Source organism: Bacillus sp. FSL R5-0585, assembly GCF_038004545.1.
GTDB lineage: Bacteria > Bacillota > Bacilli > Bacillales > Bacillaceae_G > Bacillus_A > Bacillus_A cereus.
The window spans coordinates 3,074,297-3,093,542 of sequence record NZ_JBBORJ010000001.1 but is presented as its reverse complement, the minus strand read 5'-3'; the positions used below and the strand labels follow the sequence as shown (position 1 = coordinate 3,093,542).

Genomic DNA, 19,246 nt, shown 5'->3' with positions numbered 1-19,246 from the left:
ACTGTTAAGTAAGACAGGAAGTTGAGATGGAGGAGTTAGAGCATGCAAAATAAAATCCAAGTTAAGAGCGTAGAAAAGAGAGAGAATGCTCTTATTTTTTGTGCGGAAAATAGTGAAATAGAGGTAAAGGAGTTAAGTGCGCGTAATCACGTACTTGTAGACTCAGACAATTTATCATTTTTATATATCTTAGAAAATGAATCATCTTTCATTTATGTAAGTATTCCGCACACATGCTGGGAAGCAATGCATGAAGCGATGAATAACGATGTGGTTATGTTCGTTCGCGTGAATGACATTGAAATGGAATTAGAAGGATTAAAAGAAGAAGTAGAATATTTAGTTGAAAATATTGAAGGTAATGCAAATTACGGAGAAGAATTAGTAACTGCTGTAGAAAAAGTATTTCTATAAGCAAATGGATTGATTTTGGTGGTGGTTGAAATGAATCGAAATTGGGAAGAATTTTTAGCACCTTACCACCAAGCGGTGGCAGAGCTAAAAGTGAAACTAAAAGGAATGCGTACTCAATTTGCAATGTTAACAGAGCATTCTCCAATTGAGTTTGTAACAGGAAGGGTAAAGTCGGTTGCAAGTATTATTGATAAAGCGGAGAAGAGAAATGTACCGCTAGACCGATTGAGAGAAGATATGCAGGATATTGCTGGGCTTAGAATGATGTGTCAATTTGTTGATGAGATTAAGCCTGTTGTAGAATATCTTCGAAAACGAAATGACTTTGAAATCGTGGAAGAACGTGATTATGTCACGCAAAAGAAAGATAGCGGTTATCGTTCTTATCATGTTGTCATTAGTTATCCTGTTCAAACGATTCAAGGTGAACAAAAAGTATTGGTAGAAATCCAAATACGCACGCTAGCAATGAACTTTTGGGCAACAATTGAGCATTCTTTAAATTATAAATATAGTGGACGTTTTCCTGAAGATATTAAAATACGATTGCAACGTGCAGCTGAAGCGGCGTTTTTATTAGATGAAGAAATGTCTTCTATTCGTCTTGAAATTCAAGAAGCGCAAAAGGCTTTTTCAAGAAAGCAAGAAACGAAAGATTCCGAATCATAAACTAAAGGGTGTTGGGCGATGAAATTTACAATTATGTCAAAGGGAGATCAATCATCAGATACACTGGCAAGCACGATGAAAGAGTACTTGCTAGATTTTGGATTTATAATGGATGAAAAGGAACCCGATATTGTAATTTCTGTTGGGGGAGATGGAACGCTTTTATATGCGTTTCATCGTTATTATAATCGATTGGATGAAACAGCATTTGTTGGTGTACATACAGGACATCTAGGTTTCTATGCAGATTGGTTACCAACAGAAGTAGAGAAATTAGTAATTGCGATTGCGAAAACACCATTCCAAGTGGTGGAATATCCGCTTTTAGAAGTGATTATTCGCTATGTGAATGGAAGTAAAGAGTCACAGTATTTAGCGATGAATGAGGCGACTGTAAAAAGTGCAGAAGGTACATTAGTAACAGAAGTAGAAATACGCGGAGAATATTTTGAAACATTCCGCGGAGATGGCCTTTGTATCTCTACTCCTTCAGGAAGTACCGCGTATAATAAAGCGCTTGGCGGAGCAATTATTCACCCATCTATTGAAGCGATTCAAATTGCAGAAATGGCGTCCATTAACAATCGTGTATTTCGTACTGTAGGATCGCCACTCGTATTGCCGAAGCATCATACATGTGTGTTAAAGCCAGCTGCAGGAATGAACTTACAAATTACAGTGGATCATTTAACGATGGTTCATCAAGATGTGAAATCAATCCAGTATCGCGTCGCAAACGAGAAAGTACGATTTGTTCGTTTCCGCCCATTCCCGTTCTGGAAACGAGTTCGTGACTCGTTTGTTGCAGATAAATAGAAAGGGTTATATATTTGAACAGATTTACATTGAAATGGGATATAGGGCCGGCTGAAGAGGGAACTTTAGTTAGGGAATTTTTGAAAACGAAAGGTATTTCTAAAGCCGCTTTAACGGATATAAAGTTTCATGGCGGAGCAATTGAAGTAAATGGTCAACATGCGAGTGTTCGTCATCAGTTGCGTGCTGGTGAAGAATTACGTGTCTTTTTTCCAGTGGAGGAAAGAAGTGAAGGGATGATGGCAGAAGATATTCCTTTATACATTATATATGAAGATGACGCGGTTCTTATCATTAATAAAGAGGCGAATATGTCAACGATTCCGTCTAGAGAACATCCGGCAGGAAGTGTTGCCAATGCGCTGTTATCTCATTATGATAAGCAGCATCTTGCAAGTACAGTGCACATCGTAACACGTTTAGATCGTGATACTTCGGGGCTTATGCTTATTGCAAAAAATCGTTTCGTGCATCATCTTTTATCGAAGCAGCATCAACAAAAAGCTGTGAAACGAACGTATGAAGCAATTGTTCACGGAAAGATTGTAGAACGAGAAGGAATGATTGATGCACCAATTGGTCGAAAATCTGATAGCATTATTGAGCGAACGGTTTGTGAGGATGGACAAAGGGCAGTTACTCATTTTAAAGTAATTGATAGTACATATCATAAGACACATGTAGCGCTTGAGCTTGAGACAGGAAGAACGCATCAAATTCGTGTGCATATGGCTCATATAGGACATCCATTACTTGGTGATAGCTTATATGGAGGGAGAAGGGATGAAATGAAACGGCAAGCACTTCATAGTAAATCTTTGACGTTTTATCATCCTATTTTAGAGAAAGAGATGTCTTTCACTATAAAGCTTCCAAGCGATATGCAAGAAGTGTTGCGGCATACTTAAAAAGGGAACAAAATTCTTATATTATAAAGAATTTTGTTCCCTTTTTTCTTAGCGGAATAATATTAAAATTTGGTTTTCACCCGTACGCTTTATAACGAAAAATCCACTTTCGGCTTTTGTAGCAATGCCATTGTCATTTGGAAGACAAAATCCATGTGCTTCGCAAGTGCCGTCATCACGTACTAACATTTGTCCAATTAATCCGACAGGAAGCCACTCGGCGCGATCTTTTCTTGCTACATATTTGCGAGTTGGATCCCATTCTGTATTTAAAAGAGGTTGTATTTCTTCGGTTTCCGTCCATACATATTGGCGTTTTCCAAAGTTATCTGTTTTATAACGTTTTTCCCAACTTAAAGCCCCGCTATTTCCTATAAGGGCAGGGGTTGCACTAGATATTCCTAAAATGAACGAGTCGTGTGAAGTAGCTATCCGAATTTTTTCTTCGCTACTAAATGTAACGAAATAACCGACATCAATAGGGGTAGAATCTTCTGTTTCAAACATTTGTGCAAAATCTGTTCCGCTTGCATTGTAAGACGCGCCCTCAATGTACATTTCTCCATTATGGGCAAGCCATTTAGCACCGATATTATGGTCGGTGTCGTTTAAACCATTTGCAATAAACCAAGAATAAGCTTCTTCTGCAGTGCCGAAGCGCCCCATAATATGGCTACCTGCAAAATGAGCTGTTGATGTATGATGACCTTCCGCATGAGAAGAGGATCCGTTAGCGATAGTTGCGGTTCCTTCTGCGTGTGCTGCTTCGCCTAAAGCAATCGTCTGTTTACCCTCTGCATGAGAATAAGCTCCGCCTGCTGTCGTTTCACTTCCCTCACTATGGGAACTATGTCCGGTTGCTTTTGAGTTTGATCCTTCTGCATGAGAGAAAGAACCTTTTGCGTGTGTTAATAAGCCTTCCGCATGTGCTGCCATGCCCTCCGCATGAGAGTGAAGCCCTTCCGCATATGCATATCGGCCGCCCCTTTTAACTTTTGTATTTTCAGGTGTAGGTGTCTCAATTATGAGTGGTTTTTCAGTTTGTATATCATTCGATGAAGCCAATGCCTCTTTTATTTTTTTTACTTTGTTTATAATAGCAGCTGGAATTTCTGGTTCCACTTTTTTATTTATTGCTACAGAAATATTTTCTTCCGTCTTTTCTTCTGTTTGATTAGAATGTATTACCTGTTCATCTTGATTTGAGAGCTGTTTATTTTTTTGTTGCATCTTTATTTTTCTGCGATCGATTATGCGGCTCATCACAGCATTTTCTAAAGAGACATATGTTGGTTTTACTTTGCTTTTTTTTGATGACTCTTGTTCTTCCAGTTCTTCTATCGCTGCAGCCCGAATACTACACCAGTTGTTAATTCCGTACATGGGCAGATATAAAGGGGGAAATTTTCTTTTTTGTTTAGAAGATTTTTTCTTCATTCTGTCACCTCCTGCGACATTATATGTAGTGTAATTAAAAAAAGATGCACTTTATTGCATCTTTTTTTAATTACTTTACCTAGTTTTATATGAGATCTGCCTAAATAATACGGTAATCTTTCGCTAAGTAAGGTAGTTATGAAATTGGACGGAATTTTTCAGCGACAAAAGGTAAAGAAGAAGGAACAGAGATAGTCTCCATTTCAGGATAACGTAATCCGGTTAATTTGCCACCAAATACAGCGCCAGTATCAATATTGACTGTCTGATTGATGAATCGAGGTTCTGCTACTGGTGTATGTCCATATACAATCCAAGCTTGCCCCTTGTACTCTTGCGCCCAATCGCGACGGACAGGTGAGCCATCGGCATGCTTTTCTCCTGTAATATCGCCATATAATACAAAGGTTTGTACTTTTTTATCTCGTCTTCCTATGTAATCTTGCCGAATCCCAGCGTGACATACGATTACTCTTTTTTCATCTAGTATGTGGTAGAGCGGTGATTGTTCATAAAGAGTGATAAACTTTTCTTTTATAATGTTTTGCTTATGAGAAGGAAGTGCCTCATATTCAGCAACAGTTGTTTCAAGTCCGTGAGCGACTGTTACATTACGCCCAAGGAAAAATCGATATAGTTTATTACAGTGATTTCCAGGAGCGTAATAAGCTTCTTTTTTATGTATGACAAGTTCCCATACAATTTCAATCATACGTAATGAATGAGGACCACGGTCTGTAATATCGCCAACGAATGCAAGTTTACGTTGGTCAGGGTGAACCGGTAGACCGCTACTCCAGTTATATCCTAGCTTCTCTGTTAAATTTTGAAACTCTTGGAAGCATCCATGAATATCTCCTATAATGTCATATTTCATATTTAAACCTCCATCGTATTTTTCATTAGTATATCTAAAAAAGGATAGAGATAAAAATATAGCGTTTTTGTGTTGTTCATTTAAACATAAAGATTTTCGTTCTTGAGCGAACATTTAAAATGAATCCAATCGCAATCATGTATGTAAGCAGTGAACTTCCTCCATAACTCATAAGAGGTAATGTTATCCCTGTAATGGGAAGTAATCCGATTGTCATCCCGATATTTTGAAATACTTGGAAAGTAAACATTCCAATTGTACCAGCGCAAATGTAACTACCGAAAGGGTCATTACTTTCTAAAGCGATATGAATCATTCGGAAAATGAGTAAGAAAAAAAGAGAAATAATGACACTTGCGCCTAGAAATCCAAATTGTTCAGCGACATTAGTGAAAATAAAATCTGTATGGGGTTCTGGAAAATATACTTGTCCATTTTCCCACCCTTTTCCTTGCATTTCTCCGGATCCAGTCGCTAAGAATGCTTGTCTTAATTGATAGCCTTGTGCATCATATTTGTAAGGTGCTAACCATCCGTAGAAGCGATTTAATTGATATTCTTTTAAAATGTGTGCTTTAAAAAAATCTGTGTGAGTAAAAAAAATATATATTAATGTAGATCCAGCCACGAAAGTAGCTGAAACTAATCCGAAAATAAAACGCCATCGTATGCCAGAAACTAGTATCATTGCTGCAAGCATCGCTGAAATGACCATTGTGTTTCCTAAATCTGGTTCTTTTGCAATAAGTAGTAGTGGTGGCAAGCTTGTCGCAAATATTTTTCCAAGTAATAAAAAATCGTCATGTATCGTTTGGGAAAAATATTTCTCATTATGATTTGCTATAATTCGTCCAATGACGATAATTAAAAACAATTTCATAATTTCAGAAGGCTGAAAATTTCCGATGCCTGGGAGCCTGTACCAAGCGGTAGCACCTTTAATTGTAACGGCACCTGGTACTTGAAGTTCTAGTCCAATAAGTAGTACCATTGCAAAGCTGTATAAATACCAAGCAATTTTTTGATAACGATCGAAGTCGATAATCATAATAACACCAATGGCTATAAATCCAATGAAATACCATTGGATTTGCTTTAGTACAAAATTGACGTTTTGTAAAAATGGTGGTAAAGAGGCTTGTGCACTTGCAATAGCACAACAACTAACAATCCCAATGGCAAATAAAATAAATAGTAATACGTAGTCTATTTGATATTGAGAATTTGGATCTTTCAATGTAGGTATTCCTTTCTACCGCTCTTTATAGTAATGGATTTTATCCCGCATTAATGGGCAGTAAGACCCCCACCTCAAAATTCAGGAAAAGCGAAGAAGTTAGGTGGGGGATCAACTGCCCGTAAAAGCCCGATTGGTGAGGACTGATTAAAGTTTCACTTTATAGTATGAGAAAGAATGTATGAACTATACGAATGATTCACATATAGTCCATACACTTTTAATTTTGCAGAGTAGTTTAATTGTTTAACTCTTTAATAATTATATCCAAACAATGGGAAAGACGTACATGTGCGTCAGGAAAAATATCTAGTTGATGAAGATAGTATTTTAAGGAACTTTTACACCATTGGTAAGCACTAAGTAGAGCTGCTCTATAATCCAAAGTATTTTGTAAAAAGCCATATTCTTTTGCTGTTATAACAAGGTGTGTGAAATCTTCACAACCTTGAAGGAGCTTATTGTGTATTTGTTGTCCAGCATGGTAGCGAAATTGACTTAAAGGCTCAGAAATGTATATTGCATTTCCTTTAGAAAGTAAAGAAATCCATGAGGCCATATCAACACTACAAGAATATTGTCGCTCTTTAAGGGTGCCAAAAGGTTCAGTGAGCAATTCCTTTCGGAACAAAGTAGTTGTAGGCTCACCGATAATGTTGTGTCCGCCCTTTAACATCCAATTACCTAAAAATATCCCGTTTAATGGGGTGTCTTCACTATATAACCTTTGTGTTGGATGGGAATCACCTATTAGATTTCCATGATCATCAATGCGTACTCGATAAGAAGTAACAAGAGCAAGATTTTTATTGGGATCTTGCTCAAAATAGGTCATCATTTTTTGTATTTTATGCTTATAAAACACGTCATCGTCCATTAAAAAATTTATATACTCACCATTTGATTTTTCTATGAGCATAAGGTCATTGTGAAATTGTCCTAGAGTAGGGGTATTTCGAATGTATGTTATATTTTTATAATTTGGTAAGTATTGTTCGCGTATTAAAGTTGCTGTTTCATCATTTGTACTATCATCTCCGATGATGATTTCAATATTTGAATAAGTTTGTGCCAATGCACTTTCTAGAGCAATTTTGAAATAATGAGGCCGATTATAAGTAGGAATAAGGATGGAAACGAGAGGTGGATTTTTTTCATTCATCATACATAACTTCCTTTCAGAAGCTTTTTTTTGTAAGAACAATATCTTGGTAACTTGTATATTCATGTCTGCCGCACCATAAACCGTAATGCGGCTTATTGATTATTTCTAGGCCGTACTTATTCAATAGATTGCAAATATCTGTCTCAGGATAAGCAACTGCGAAATTCGGAATATCTTTATTTACAACGTAGCAATTTTCGATTCGATGATAAAAACCTAATGTACTTTGTCCTGCATTTAAATAATAAGACGATTCCGGGTTTATAAGAAAGAATGTAATGAAACATCTCCCGTCTTTTTTTAATACACGTACAATTTCAGATACGTAATGTTCTAATTCTTTTGGGAGAAGATGCGTAAATACAGAAGTTAAAAAGATAAAATCGAATGTTCCGTCTTCATAGGGAAAACGATATTGAGAGGCATCTTCTTTTCCTTCCGGATTATAGAATTGATTGTATATGTCAACATGTTCAAAGTGAAAATTATTACGCATAGTTGAAATGTTATTTTGACACCAAGTAATTCCATCTTTAAACAAATCAAATCCATAATACGCTCCATCATCATTTAAGTAATTCATTAATGGTACAGCCATTCGGCCGACGCCGCAGCCTACATCTAATACTTTTTCATTTGATTTTAAAGCGCCAATTTGAATGAAATGCTTTAGGAACTCTTTTCCAACCTTTTTAAAGTCGCCACCTACATATTGGACGAGTTCAGGAGGGGGGAGTAAAGTCATTTCTTTGTTAAATTCGCTCATGAGTATACCCCTTTCTTATGTGAGAGTATGCAGTAACTCTATTAATGAAATTTTCAATTTGTAGTGAGAGAACACAGGAAAACAATTGTTATATGTAAGGAGATTCCGAAAAAGAATACTTAATTGGATTAAAAGTAAGAGAAGAATGAGTGAAAATGGAATCTCCTATAGATTAAATCTTTTTATTCTTTTCTCCAATAAACGCCAAATACATCAATTTTAGTAATAGGGGCTTTTAAATTCCGTTGATTTCTAAAGTCTGTCACAGCCTCAGCGCATGGTGGTAGCCCGTAGTCATCGATAATTATATAGCCACCTTTAGAAACTTTATCATATAAGTTCACGAGACCATCCATGGTGGATTCATACATATCACCATCAAGCCGTGCAATTGCTATTTTTTCAATTGGTGCTGTTGGTAAAGTATCTTTAAACCAACCTTTTAAAAATTTCACTTGATCATTTAGTAAATCATATTTTTTGAAATTCTCTTGTACTTGTTCTAAAGAGACGCGTAAGTAATCGAATGTGTGTAAATAATCACCGTAATCTTTTGGATATTGTTCTAGATTCGGTGCTGGCAAACCTTCAAATGAATCTGCGACCCACACATTACGATCCGTAATGTTGTTTGCTTGTAAAAACCCATTCATAAAAATGCATGATCCTCCGCGCCATACACCTGTTTCAATAAAATCACCTTCTATATTTTCACGAACAACGGTTTCCATCGCCTCTTGTAATTGGTTCATACGTTCTCGACCAATCATGCTATGTGCTGCTCTTGGCCAATCCATTCCATCATGACGTTCACTTTTTGAGACATTTGGTTTTACAATTTTTAAGTTATGGTTTTCGGCATATTGCTTAATGAATAAAGGGAGAGGGACTGTAACTGGTTCGAATTCTAGTTCTTTCGAAATATGTAGAGATGCGGGTAAGTATGCCTCATATTCTAACCATATTTCAAATAAAATTGTCTTCTTTAGCAATTCGAGATAAAGCTGAACAGCAGATTTACTTTCCATATTTGTGCCTCCTGCAAAATGTCATACAACAATATGATTATGTAGGTACTGAATGTTTCATGATTGAATTTGAAATTGAAAAAGCAGTAAAACTGATATCAGTTTTACTGCTAAGTAAAAAATTAAGCAACTTTTTCAATAATAATGGATGCACTCGTGCCAAGAGCTAATGATAGCCCAAGCCCTGTAACAATTACTTCAACTAATGATGGAGTTGTCGTAATTTGCGTAATTGCTTGAATAACGATAGGTGCTCCGAGTGAGATTAAACTTGATCCAGTACCTGGTACAGGTACTCCATTCACTTGGATTGTAAGACCTCCTAATAGACTTGCTGTTGCAGTGTTAGCGATAACGGTGATTTTATAGAATCCAGTTTCACTAATTACGAAAGTATCAGCATCTAATTGAGAAATTGCTGTACCAAACTGAGATCCAACAGTATTAAATGGTACTGGATCATTAATTCCTAGATCTAAAGAAATCCCACCGGAGTTAAATGCGTATAGTCCTGCTGGAAGTCCTAGTCCGGATGGTCCAGTCGGTCCAGTCGGTCCAGTAGGTCCAGTCGCCCCAGTCGGCCCCGTAGGTCCAGTGTCACCAGTTGGCCCCGTAGGTCCAGTAGCCCCAGTGTCACCAGTTGGCCCCGTAGGTCCAGTAGCCCCAGTGTCACCAGTTGGCCCCGTAGGTCCAGTCGCCCCAGTGTCACCAGTCGGCCCCGTAGGTCCAGTAGCCCCAGTGTCACCAGTCGGCCCAGTCGGTCCAGTAGCCCCAGTGTCACCAGTCGGCCCCGTAGGTCCAGTAGTCCCAGTGTCACCAGTCGGTCCAGTCGGTCCAGTCGGCCCAGTCGGTCCCGTAGGTCCAGTTGGCCCGGTAGGTACAGTCGGCCCCGTAGGTCCAGTCGGCCCAGTCGGCCCGGTCGGCCCAGTCGGAAGGGTAAACGGTGGTATCGGTGGTAATGTAGGTCCTACAAGATTAGGGTCAAATGCACTAGCTGATAAAGATTCATCGGGATTTAATCCATTTGAATAATTATTATTTGACATAAATTCACCTCCATAAAGCGTTCATTATATAGTAGATGCAAAACCGAAAGAAAATGACACGGACATTTGAATTATTGAAAAGAAATCTTAAACTACTTGAACAATTTAAAAAAATGGAAAGTTTAGTATATGTATAACATATGATTGATTTGGAAGAGGGTGATTATGTTGAACAAGCAAGGAATTACAATTAGTTTATGTATGATTGTTCGAGATGAGGAGGAGACAATAGCCCGTTGTTTAGACACAGTTGAAAAAATTGTGGATGAAATTATAGTGGTTGATACAGGCTCCGTCGATCGAACGAAAGAAATCGTAGAGAAATACACTTCTAACATATATGATTTCCAGTGGATTGATGATTTTGCAGCAGCAAGAAATTTTTCTTTTTCAAAAGCGACGCAAGAGTATATATTGTGGCTAGATGCAGATGACGTATTATTAGAAGATGCTCAAGAAGCATTGAAACTTTTAAAAAGAGAATTAGATCCTAAAATTGATGCTGTTTCGATGCCTTATCATCTTGCAATGGATTCTAACGGGAAACCTTTATATTGTACAAAAAGAAATCGACTTGTAAAGCGTGAAAAACAATTTCAATGGTTTGGAAAGGTTCATGAGTATTTAGCTATTTCTGGTGAGGTTTTTAGTAGTAATGTTGCTATTACACACAAAAAAGAAAAAAAAGTAACAGATCGTAATTTGAAAATTTTTCAAAATACTGTAGCTGCAGGTGAAGAATTAAGTCCGAGAGATTTATTTTATTACGCAAATGAATCTACGGATAACCAAAAATATGATGATGCAGTTCTTCTTTATGAAACATTTCTTAATCAAGACGAAGGATGGTATGAAGAAAAAATTTATGCATGTGGTAAGTTAGGAGATTGCTATGCGAAGCTCGGAATGTGGGAGAAGGCAATCGAATCTTGTGTGAAGTCGTTTCGGTATGACGTCCCTAGAGGAGAAAATTGTACAAGAATAGGATATATATATATGGAACAAGAAAAATATAATGAAGCGATATTTTGGTTTAAACTTGCAACAGAAGTACCGATGGCAACGGAAAGTCCTTTCCATAGTCCAGCTAGCTACACATGGCTACCCTATTTACAAATGTGTATTTGTTATAGCAGGTTAGGAGAGCAAGATAAAGCGTATTATTACAATGAATTAGCAGCTTCTTATGTTCCGAATAACGCTGCAATTGAATATAACCGTAAATATTTTCGGGGGGTTTTTGATAAACCATATAAAGAGTAATGGGTTTCGTTTTTTAGAAATGATGTATCTTTATTCTAACTCTAATAGATTGGTTATATATTAGAGTATCGGTAACGTAACCAATATAAATAAAAGATTTTATACTGCTATTTGTGGGCTAATAATCAGTAGGGGATGAACAAAATCTGCACTTTATAGAATTCATATGAGATTTATATTTCAAATTCAAATTGCATAAGGAGTGTGTGAAATGAATCGTGAAAAAAGCTCTTTATATGAAGAAAAATCCGAACATTATTATAATGCAGCAAATCCGAATTTATTGAAGCATATAAAAAAGGAATGGAAAGAAGTTCTTGATATTGGTTGCTCGGGTGGTGCATTGGGAGCAGCTATTAAAGCAAACGGCACACGTGTATCAGGAATTGAGGCATTTCCAGAGGCAGCAGAACAAGCGAAAGAAAGACTTGATCATGTTATTTTAGGGGATATAGAAAAAATAGAACTTCCTTATGAGGAGGGACAATTTGATTGCGTCATATTTGGAGATGTATTAGAGCATTTATTTGATCCGTGGGCTGTGATTGAAAAGGTTAAGCCATATATAAAGCAAAATGGTGTAATTTTAGCAAGTATACCGAATGTTGCTCATATTTCAGTATTAGCGCCTTTACTTGCGGGAAATTGGACGTATACAGAATATGGTTTATTAGATAAAACACATATTCGTTTCTTTACATTTAATGAAATGCTAAGAATGTTTTTAAAAGCAGGATATGTTATTAGTAAAGTAGATCGTGTATATGTTGATCATAAAATGTATGAACCGCTTATTGAGGAGCTATATGGAATTTGTAAAAAATATCGTCTTGGAAGTGGCTTCATGGCTGAGACAGTTGTATTTCAGTATATTATTGAAGCTGAAAAATCACAATTATGAGTGCTGCAGACAAAACAATATTATTTGTTACATGTATAAATGATCGGAAATTGTATGCAAACTGCGTGCGACATATATTGCAATTGTTAGTACCGCCAGGGTATATTGTCCAATTCATGCCGATTCGAAATGCGAAAAGTATGACGAGTGGATACAATCAAGCCATTTCGCATCCAGCGAAGTATAAAGTTTATTTACATCAAGATGTTTTTATTATAAATAGGGCTTTTTTATATGGATTACTTCAATTATTTGAGGAACATGAACACCTTGGGATGATCGGGATGGTTGGAGCGCAATATGTTCCTCCGACTGGTGTATGGAACGAAGGGCGTGGCATTGTAGGAAAAGTCATTGGTTATATGAATGATTTGTTTTATATGGCAAGTTTAGAACAACCATATCATGAATCAAAAACATTTATTCCTGTAGAATGTATTGATGGTTTATTAATGGCGACACAATATGATGTTCCGTGGCGAGAAGACTTATTTGACGGATTTGATTTTTATGATGTATCTCAATCATTTGAATTTAGAAAAGCAGGATATACAGTCGGTGTACCTGTACAGCGCGATGCTTGGTGTATCCATTATCATTTTGATGTGAATATGACGAACTATGAAAAGTATCGGAAAATATTTGTGGAACACTATATGTCAGATGTAAATAAGGAAGAATAAAAGGGGGGACAAAAATGAAAGATCATACAATATTAGTCGTTGTTTGTGTAAATAATGAGGAGCTTTTCAAACAATGTGAGAGCCAAATAAGAAACATTTTTGTTCCCCCTGGTTATGTCGTACAAATTTTTCCGATACGAGATGCACAAAGTATGGCGAGTGCATACAACCGAGCCCTTTCATATCCAGCGAAATACAAAGTGTATATACATCAAGATACATATCTTATTAATCGAGACATGTTTTCTACACTTATATCTCTTTTTAAAGAAAATGAAAAGCTTGGTTTAATAGGAGTCGCTGGAGCTCAGTTTTTACCGAATAACGGGATATGGTGGGAAGGAAAAAATTTAGTAGGGAAAGTGATTGAGTATAGAAGACAGAATTATCAATTATTAAATTTAGATCAGGTTTTTTATGGTAATCAACCATTTTTGTCAGTTCAGGCAATTGATGGCTTATTCATGGCAACGCAGTATGATATTCCGTGGCGAGAAGATTTGTTTCAAGGGTTTCACTTTTATGATGTGTCACAGTCTTTAGAGTTTCAAAGGGCTGGTTATTTAATTGGTATCCCAAATCAAGCAAATTTATGGTGTATTCATTACAACGGGGATGAGTTTGATGCGGATACATATGAGAAGTACCGTAAAGTGTTTGTAAAACATTACAAAGATATATTATCTCCATCATAAAGGAGAGATGCAAAGTGAAAGGAATTATTTTAGCAGGTGGTACTGGATCGAGATTATATCCAATAACGAAAGTAACGAATAAACATTTACTTCCTGTTGGTCGGTATCCGATGATTTATCATGCGGTATATAAGCTAAAACAATGTGATATTACAGATATTATGATTATTACAGGTAAAGAGCATATGGGGGATGTTGTTAGCTTTTTAGGGAGTGGTCATGAATTTGGAGTGTCCTTTACGTATCGTGTGCAAGATAAAGCGGGCGGGATCGCACAGGCGTTAGGGCTTTGTGAAGATTTCGTCGGGAATGATCGTATGGTAGTTATATTAGGGGATAATATTTTTTCAGATGATATTCTTCCGTATGTTGAAGAGTTTGCAAATCAAAAAGAAGGTGCGAAAGTGCTATTGCAATCTGTAGAAGATCCCGAAAGATTTGGCGTAGCACATATTCAAAACCGAAAAATAGTTGAAATTGAAGAAAAGCCGAAAGAACCGAAAAGTTCTTATGCGGTTACGGGAATTTATTTGTATGATTCGAAAGTCTTTTCTTATATTAAAGAATTAAAACCTTCTGCACGGGGAGAACTTGAAATTACAGATATAAATAATTGGTATTTAAAGCGAGGGGTACTTACTTATAATGAAATGAGCGGCTGGTGGACTGATGCGGGAACTCATGCTTCGCTTCAAAAGGCGAATACGTTAGCACGGGATATTAATTTTGGGAAACAGTTTAACGGAGAATAGGTGAGAATATGAAAGTTGTAGAAACAAATTTTACCGATGCAAAATTGTTAGAACCGAGGTTGTTTGGAGACGATCGTGGCTTTTTTTCAGAGAGCTATAATAAGCAGGTGCTAGAAACATTAGGGATAACGTATTCATTTGTACAGGATAACGTATCTTATTCGGCTAAGGCAGGAACGATTCGGGGACTACACTTTCAAAAAAATCCGAAAGCACAAACGAAACTCATTCAAGTTATGCAAGGGGCAATTTATGATGTTATCGTTGATTTACGAAAAAAATCACCGACATTTAAACAATGGAAAGGATATATTTTAAGTGCAGATAACCATCGGCAATTACTAGTGCCAAAAGGGTTTGCACATGGATTTTGCACGCTTGTTCCGCATACTATCGTTATGTATAAAGTAGATGAATATTATAGCGCAGAGCATGACTCAGGATTACTTTGGGAAGATAAAGATTTAGCAATTCCTTGGCCAGTAACCGATCCTATATTGTCCGATAAGGATCAGATATTACCATTACTAGAGGAATATGAAGATAGTTTTTAAGTAGGAGAGTTGTTTATGAATATATTAGTAACAGGTGGGGCTGGATTTATTGGAAGTAATTTCGTTCATTACATGCTACAAAGTTATGAAACATATAAAATTATTAATTACGATGCATTAACATATAGTGGGAATTTAAATAACGTAAAATCTCTTCAGGATCACCCGAATTACTCTTTTGTAAAAGGAGAAATTCAAAATGGAGAGCTATTAGAACACGTTATAAAAGAGCGAGACGTACAAGTGATTGTAAATTTTGCAGCTGAATCACATGTGGACCGTAGTATTGAAAATCCGATTCCTTTTTATGATACAAATGTAATTGGAACGGTCACTTTATTAGAACTAGTTAAAAAATATTCGCATATAAAACTTGTGCAAGTGTCAACGGATGAAGTGTATGGCTCTTTAGGAAAAACAGGGAAGTTTACAGAGAAAACACCGTTAGCTCCAAATAGTCCATATTCTTCAAGTAAGGCGAGCGCGGACATGATAGCTCTATCTTACTATAAAACATATCAATTACCGGTTATAGTAACGCGTTGTTCTAACAATTATGGACCGTACCAGTATCCTGAAAAATTAATTCCATTAATGGTTACGAATGCACTAGAAGGAAAAAAACTACCACTATATGGTGATGGTTTAAATGTAAGAGATTGGTTACATGTAACGGATCATTGCAGTGCGATTGATGTTGTTCTGCATAAGGGACGTGTAGGAGAAGTATATAATATAGGTGGAAATAATGAAAAAACAAATGTAGAAGTTGTGGAACAAATTATTACTCTTTTAGGAAAAACAAAAAAAGACATTGAATATGTTACAGATCGTTTAGGGCACGATCGTCGTTATGCGATTGATGCAGAGAAAATGAAGAATGAATTTGATTGGGAACCGAAATACACGTTTGAACAAGGATTACAAGAGACGGTGAAATGGTATGAAAAGAATAAGGAATGGTGGAAACCACTAAAAGACCAGTAAGGGGCATGTTAAATGAAAGAGAGGGTTATCATAACAGGAGCAAACGGTCAATTAGGAAAGCAACTATTTGAAGAGTTAGACTCTGAAGAATATGATATATATCCATTTGATAAAAAGTTATTAGATGTGACAAATATATCCCGAATACAACAAGTGGTACAAGAAATAAAACCACATATAATTATTCATTGTGCTGCCTATACGAAAGTAGATCATGCGGAGAAAGAACAGGATTTTGCGTATAGAATAAATGCAATCGGAGCTCGAAATGTAGCGGTTGCTTCACAATTAGTAGGGGCGAAGCTAGTTTATATTAGTACTGATTATGTATTTCAAGGTGCCAGACCAGATGGATACGACGAATTTCATAGTCCAGCGCCGATAAATATATATGGGGCCTCTAAGTATGCGGGGGAGCAGTTCGTCAAAGAGTTACATAATAAATATTTTATCGTTCGCACATCGTGGCTATATGGTAAATATGGGAATAATTTTGTGAAAACGATGATGCGATTAGGAAAAGAAAGAGATGAAATATCTGTTGTAGCGGATCAAGTTGGCTCTCCTACGTATGTGGCGGATTTGAATATGGTTATTAATAAGCTCATTCATACTTCTTTATACGGTACATACCACGTATCAAACAGAGGTTCATGCTCTTGGTTTGAATTTGCACAAAAGATATTTTCGTACGCCAATATGAAAGTGAATGTATTACCTGTTTCAACGGAAGAATTCGGGGCTGCGGCTGCGAGACCCAAATATTCTATCTTTCAACATAACATGCTACGATTAAATGGTTTTTCACAAATGCCGTCTTGGGAAGAAGGATTAGAGCGGTTTTTTATAGAAACCAAAAGTCATTAACAAATTTCTGTTAATGACTTTTTTGTTTGCCTTTAAGCGGTTTTATGGTACTATAATTATAGTATCAGGTACTAATAACAAGTATAAGTATTTCTGGGAGGATATATCATGGAACTATTACAAGGGAAAACATTTGTTGTTATGGGCGTTGCGAACCAAAGAAGTATTGCATGGGGAATAGCTCGCTCTTTGCATAATGCAGGTGCAAAATTAATATTCACATATGCAGGAGAACGTTTAGAAAGAAACGTTCGTGAATTAGCGGACACATTAGAAGGACAAGAATCACTTGTATTACCTTGTGATGTAACGAATGATGAGGAACTTACAGCTTGCTTTGAAACAATTAAACAAGAAGTAGGTACTATTCACGGTGTAGCACATTGTATTGCTTTTGCAAATCGCGATGACTTAAAAGGTGAATTTGTAGATACTTCTCGCGATGGATTTTTACTTGCACAAAATATTAGTGCATTCTCTTTAACAGCTGTAGCAAGAGAAGCGAAGAAAGTAATGACAGAAGGCGGAAATATTTTAACTTTAACATATCTTGGCGGCGAGCGCGTTGTGAAAAATTATAACGTTATGGGTGTTGCGAAAGCTTCATTAGAAGCGAGCGTGAAATATTTAGCGAACGATTTAGGCCAACATGGTATTCGCGTCAACGCTATTTCTGCAGGACCAATTCGTACGTTATCTGCAAAAGGTGTAGGCGATTTCAACTCAATCTTAAGAGAAATTGAGGAGCGCGCACCACTTCGTCGTACAACAACTCCAGAAGAAGTAGGCGATACAGCAGTATTCCTATTCAGTGATTTAGCACGTGGAGTAACAGGAGAAAACATTCACGTTGATTCAGGGTATCATATCCTAGGATAAATATAATATTAATTTTTAAAGGACAATCTCTAAATGCTGAGATTGTCCTTTTTATTTGTTCTGAGAAAGAATGATTTTTAACGAAAGTTCTTACCACGTGATGAATATAACTATAATAGTACACGATTTATTCAGCTACGTATGGAAGTGGGAGGGACGAGTGTGAAGAATAAAAATAAAAGTTCAACAGTTGGAAAACCGTTGTTATATATCACGCAAGTAAGTTTAGAACTTACTGCACCGAAAATAAAAAGGATTATCCTGACAAACTTTGAAAATGAAGATCAAAAAGAGCAAAGTGATAGACAAGAAAATATTGTAAGCAGTGCTGTGGAAGAGGTAATAGAGCAAGAACAACAAGAAGAGCAACAAGTGGAAGAAAAAATAGAAGAGGAAAAAGAAGAACACGCAGAACAAGAAGAGCAAGAAGAGCAAGAGCCAGTAAGAACTGTCCCGTATAATAAATCATTTAAGGATATGAATAATGATGAGAGAATTCATTTCTTGTTAAACCGTCCTCATTACATTCCGAAAGTAAGGTGCAGAATAAAAACGGCTACAGTTTCTTATATTGGATCAATCATGTCGTATCGTAATGGCATTGTATCCATTATGCCGCAAAATAGTATGCGAGATATTAAGTTGTCTATAGATGATATCCAATCCATTAGTATGGCCGGATTTTAAATATGTAAAGGTGGTAGAAAGCTTCTACCACCCCAATAGTTTTTTAGTTTACTTCACTTATTAGATAGAAACGTCGCGTAAGCACTGAATCGCACAGAAGCAGCTTAAATCAACAGTAAGACAAGTGTTAGTCGATACTAATCTTGCATTTGGTACAGCTAAAAACGTACAAATTGGATCATTATCAGGTGGTACAGGAGAACTGTCACCTAATACTACAGTTAATACACGTAATACAGCACAGCTATCATCATCTACACTTTCCACACGGAAAATTGGAGATCGGCAGCTTGAAAGGCTTGCAGTTGGTGCAAATGCTTCAAAAGGTTCTCCAGTTTTTGTGTATAAAATAAAAGGGCGTGTATTTGCTACTGAAGCACTATTGTGTGCTCCTAAAAATGGGATTTCACAACCAGATCCACATGTTGTTGTAGAACAATCTTGTAATTCATTGATGAATTTAACAACGTCAACTACACAATGAGAAGAGCCATGGTGTTTATTTTCGTTACAACTCATTAATGTCACTCCTTATCTTCTTGTTTGTATTTACATTAATAAGATATTGGAGTCGAGGAGATTTGGTCACAATCTCAAGACCTTTTTTTTTAAATA

The 19,246-nt window shown here is 36.6% G+C and carries 22 protein-coding genes; 14 read left to right on the top strand and 8 right to left on the bottom strand.

Translation table 11 applies throughout. The annotated features are described in order from the left end of the window. Positions 1 to 42: 42 nt before the first annotated feature. From MKY38_RS15900 to MKY38_RS15885, 4 genes are read left to right on the top strand one after another with little or no spacing between them, the layout of a single operon-like run. The gene (locus MKY38_RS15900) at positions 43 to 414 is read left to right on the top strand and encodes a UPF0738 family protein (RefSeq protein WP_001180003.1); all 372 of its coding nucleotides are present in this window, start codon (positions 43 to 45) and stop codon (positions 412 to 414) included. A 30-nt stretch (positions 415 to 444) separates the two neighbouring features. Next, positions 445 to 1,083, top strand: coding sequence for a GTP pyrophosphokinase (locus MKY38_RS15895; protein WP_001081482.1), 639 nt, complete (start codon positions 445 to 447; stop codon positions 1,081 to 1,083). 18 nt (positions 1,084 to 1,101) lie between these two features. Continuing rightward, positions 1,102 to 1,899, top strand: a complete 798-nt coding sequence (locus tag MKY38_RS15890; RefSeq protein WP_000673190.1) for an NAD kinase — start codon at positions 1,102 to 1,104, stop codon at positions 1,897 to 1,899. A 14-nt stretch (positions 1,900 to 1,913) separates the two neighbouring features. Beyond that, positions 1,914 to 2,807, top strand: coding sequence for an RluA family pseudouridine synthase (locus MKY38_RS15885; protein ID WP_065223872.1), 894 nt, complete (start codon positions 1,914 to 1,916; stop codon positions 2,805 to 2,807). Between the two features lie 48 nt (positions 2,808 to 2,855). Here the strand turns inward: MKY38_RS15885 and MKY38_RS15880 are convergent, their stop codons facing one another. From MKY38_RS15880 to MKY38_RS15850, 7 genes are all read right to left on the bottom strand, one after another. Next, positions 2,856 to 4,244 carry a peptidase G2 autoproteolytic cleavage domain-containing protein gene (locus MKY38_RS15880; RefSeq protein ID WP_341049156.1) on the bottom strand — a complete coding sequence of 463 codons (1,389 nt, stop codon included), beginning with the start codon at positions 4,242 to 4,244 and terminating at the stop codon, positions 2,856 to 2,858. 136 nt (positions 4,245 to 4,380) lie between these two features. Next, positions 4,381 to 5,121, bottom strand: coding sequence for a bis(5'-nucleosyl)-tetraphosphatase PrpE (gene prpE / locus MKY38_RS15875; protein ID WP_000872697.1), 741 nt, complete (start codon positions 5,119 to 5,121; stop codon positions 4,381 to 4,383). A gap of 76 nt (positions 5,122 to 5,197) precedes the next feature. After that, positions 5,198 to 6,358 carry an FtsW/RodA/SpoVE family cell cycle protein gene (locus tag MKY38_RS15870; RefSeq protein ID WP_061664358.1) on the bottom strand — a complete coding sequence of 387 codons (1,161 nt, stop codon included), beginning with the start codon at positions 6,356 to 6,358 and terminating at the stop codon, positions 5,198 to 5,200. 238 nt (positions 6,359 to 6,596) lie between these two features. After that, positions 6,597 to 7,523 carry a glycosyltransferase family 2 protein gene (locus tag MKY38_RS15865; protein ID WP_065224068.1) on the bottom strand — a complete coding sequence of 309 codons (927 nt, stop codon included), beginning with the start codon at positions 7,521 to 7,523 and terminating at the stop codon, positions 6,597 to 6,599. Positions 7,524 to 7,536: 13 nt separating this feature from the next. Further along, positions 7,537 to 8,289, bottom strand: a complete 753-nt coding sequence (locus tag MKY38_RS15860) for a class I SAM-dependent methyltransferase (RefSeq protein ID WP_001288765.1) — start codon at positions 8,287 to 8,289, stop codon at positions 7,537 to 7,539. Between the two features lie 182 nt (positions 8,290 to 8,471). Continuing rightward, a complete protein-coding gene (locus MKY38_RS15855) occupies positions 8,472 to 9,317 on the bottom strand; it encodes a TylF/MycF family methyltransferase (protein ID WP_000444381.1) in 846 nt (281 codons plus the stop codon). A 122-nt stretch (positions 9,318 to 9,439) separates the two neighbouring features. Next, on the bottom strand, positions 9,440 to 10,363 hold the full coding sequence (locus MKY38_RS15850; RefSeq protein ID WP_341049155.1) for a BclA C-terminal domain-containing protein: 924 nt from the start codon (positions 10,361 to 10,363) through the stop codon (positions 9,440 to 9,442). 165 nt (positions 10,364 to 10,528) lie between these two features. Here MKY38_RS15850 and MKY38_RS15845 point away from each other — a divergent pair, with 165 nt between their 5' ends. The 10 genes from MKY38_RS15845 (at position 10,529) to MKY38_RS15800 (ending at position 18,631) form a co-directional block, all read left to right on the top strand. Beyond that, positions 10,529 to 11,626 carry a glycosyltransferase family 2 protein gene (locus MKY38_RS15845; RefSeq protein ID WP_341049154.1) on the top strand — a complete coding sequence of 366 codons (1,098 nt, stop codon included), beginning with the start codon at positions 10,529 to 10,531 and terminating at the stop codon, positions 11,624 to 11,626. Between the two features lie 211 nt (positions 11,627 to 11,837). Further along, on the top strand, positions 11,838 to 12,527 hold the full coding sequence (locus MKY38_RS15840) for a class I SAM-dependent methyltransferase (protein WP_063535886.1): 690 nt from the start codon (positions 11,838 to 11,840) through the stop codon (positions 12,525 to 12,527). After that, positions 12,524 to 13,210: a glycosyltransferase family protein gene (locus MKY38_RS15835; protein WP_001271184.1), complete on the top strand. Its 687-nt coding sequence runs from the start codon at positions 12,524 to 12,526 to the stop codon at positions 13,208 to 13,210. Before MKY38_RS15840 ends, MKY38_RS15835 begins: the two co-directional genes overlap by 4 nt. A 14-nt stretch (positions 13,211 to 13,224) precedes the next feature. Further along, a complete protein-coding gene (locus tag MKY38_RS15830) occupies positions 13,225 to 13,905 on the top strand; it encodes a glycosyltransferase family protein (RefSeq protein ID WP_114556045.1) in 681 nt (226 codons plus the stop codon). A 14-nt stretch (positions 13,906 to 13,919) separates the two neighbouring features. After that, complete coding sequence (locus MKY38_RS15825) at positions 13,920 to 14,657, top strand: sugar phosphate nucleotidyltransferase (RefSeq protein ID WP_000676160.1); 738 nt, start codon at positions 13,920 to 13,922, stop codon at positions 14,655 to 14,657. A gap of 8 nt (positions 14,658 to 14,665) precedes the next feature. Further along, positions 14,666 to 15,211, top strand: coding sequence for a dTDP-4-dehydrorhamnose 3,5-epimerase (gene rfbC / locus MKY38_RS15820; RefSeq protein ID WP_000869413.1), 546 nt, complete (start codon positions 14,666 to 14,668; stop codon positions 15,209 to 15,211). A gap of 15 nt (positions 15,212 to 15,226) precedes the next feature. After that, positions 15,227 to 16,198, top strand: a complete 972-nt coding sequence (gene rfbB, locus MKY38_RS15815) for a dTDP-glucose 4,6-dehydratase (RefSeq protein ID WP_001024171.1) — start codon at positions 15,227 to 15,229, stop codon at positions 16,196 to 16,198. A gap of 12 nt (positions 16,199 to 16,210) precedes the next feature. After that, positions 16,211 to 17,065: a dTDP-4-dehydrorhamnose reductase gene (gene rfbD, locus MKY38_RS15810; RefSeq protein ID WP_000664647.1), complete on the top strand. Its 855-nt coding sequence runs from the start codon at positions 16,211 to 16,213 to the stop codon at positions 17,063 to 17,065. A gap of 108 nt (positions 17,066 to 17,173) precedes the next feature. Next, the gene (fabI, locus tag MKY38_RS15805; RefSeq protein ID WP_000421885.1) at positions 17,174 to 17,944 is read left to right on the top strand and encodes an enoyl-ACP reductase FabI; all 771 of its coding nucleotides are present in this window, start codon (positions 17,174 to 17,176) and stop codon (positions 17,942 to 17,944) included. Between the two features lie 141 nt (positions 17,945 to 18,085). Continuing rightward, positions 18,086 to 18,631 carry a spore coat CotO family protein gene (locus MKY38_RS15800; protein WP_070179960.1) on the top strand — a complete coding sequence of 182 codons (546 nt, stop codon included), beginning with the start codon at positions 18,086 to 18,088 and terminating at the stop codon, positions 18,629 to 18,631. Between the two features lie 60 nt (positions 18,632 to 18,691). Here MKY38_RS15800 and exsY read toward each other — a convergent pair whose 3' ends face one another. After that, positions 18,692 to 19,150: an exosporium assembly protein ExsY gene (gene exsY, locus MKY38_RS15795; RefSeq protein ID WP_114556044.1), complete on the bottom strand. Its 459-nt coding sequence runs from the start codon at positions 19,148 to 19,150 to the stop codon at positions 18,692 to 18,694. Between the last annotated feature and the right edge of the window lie 96 nt (positions 19,151 to 19,246).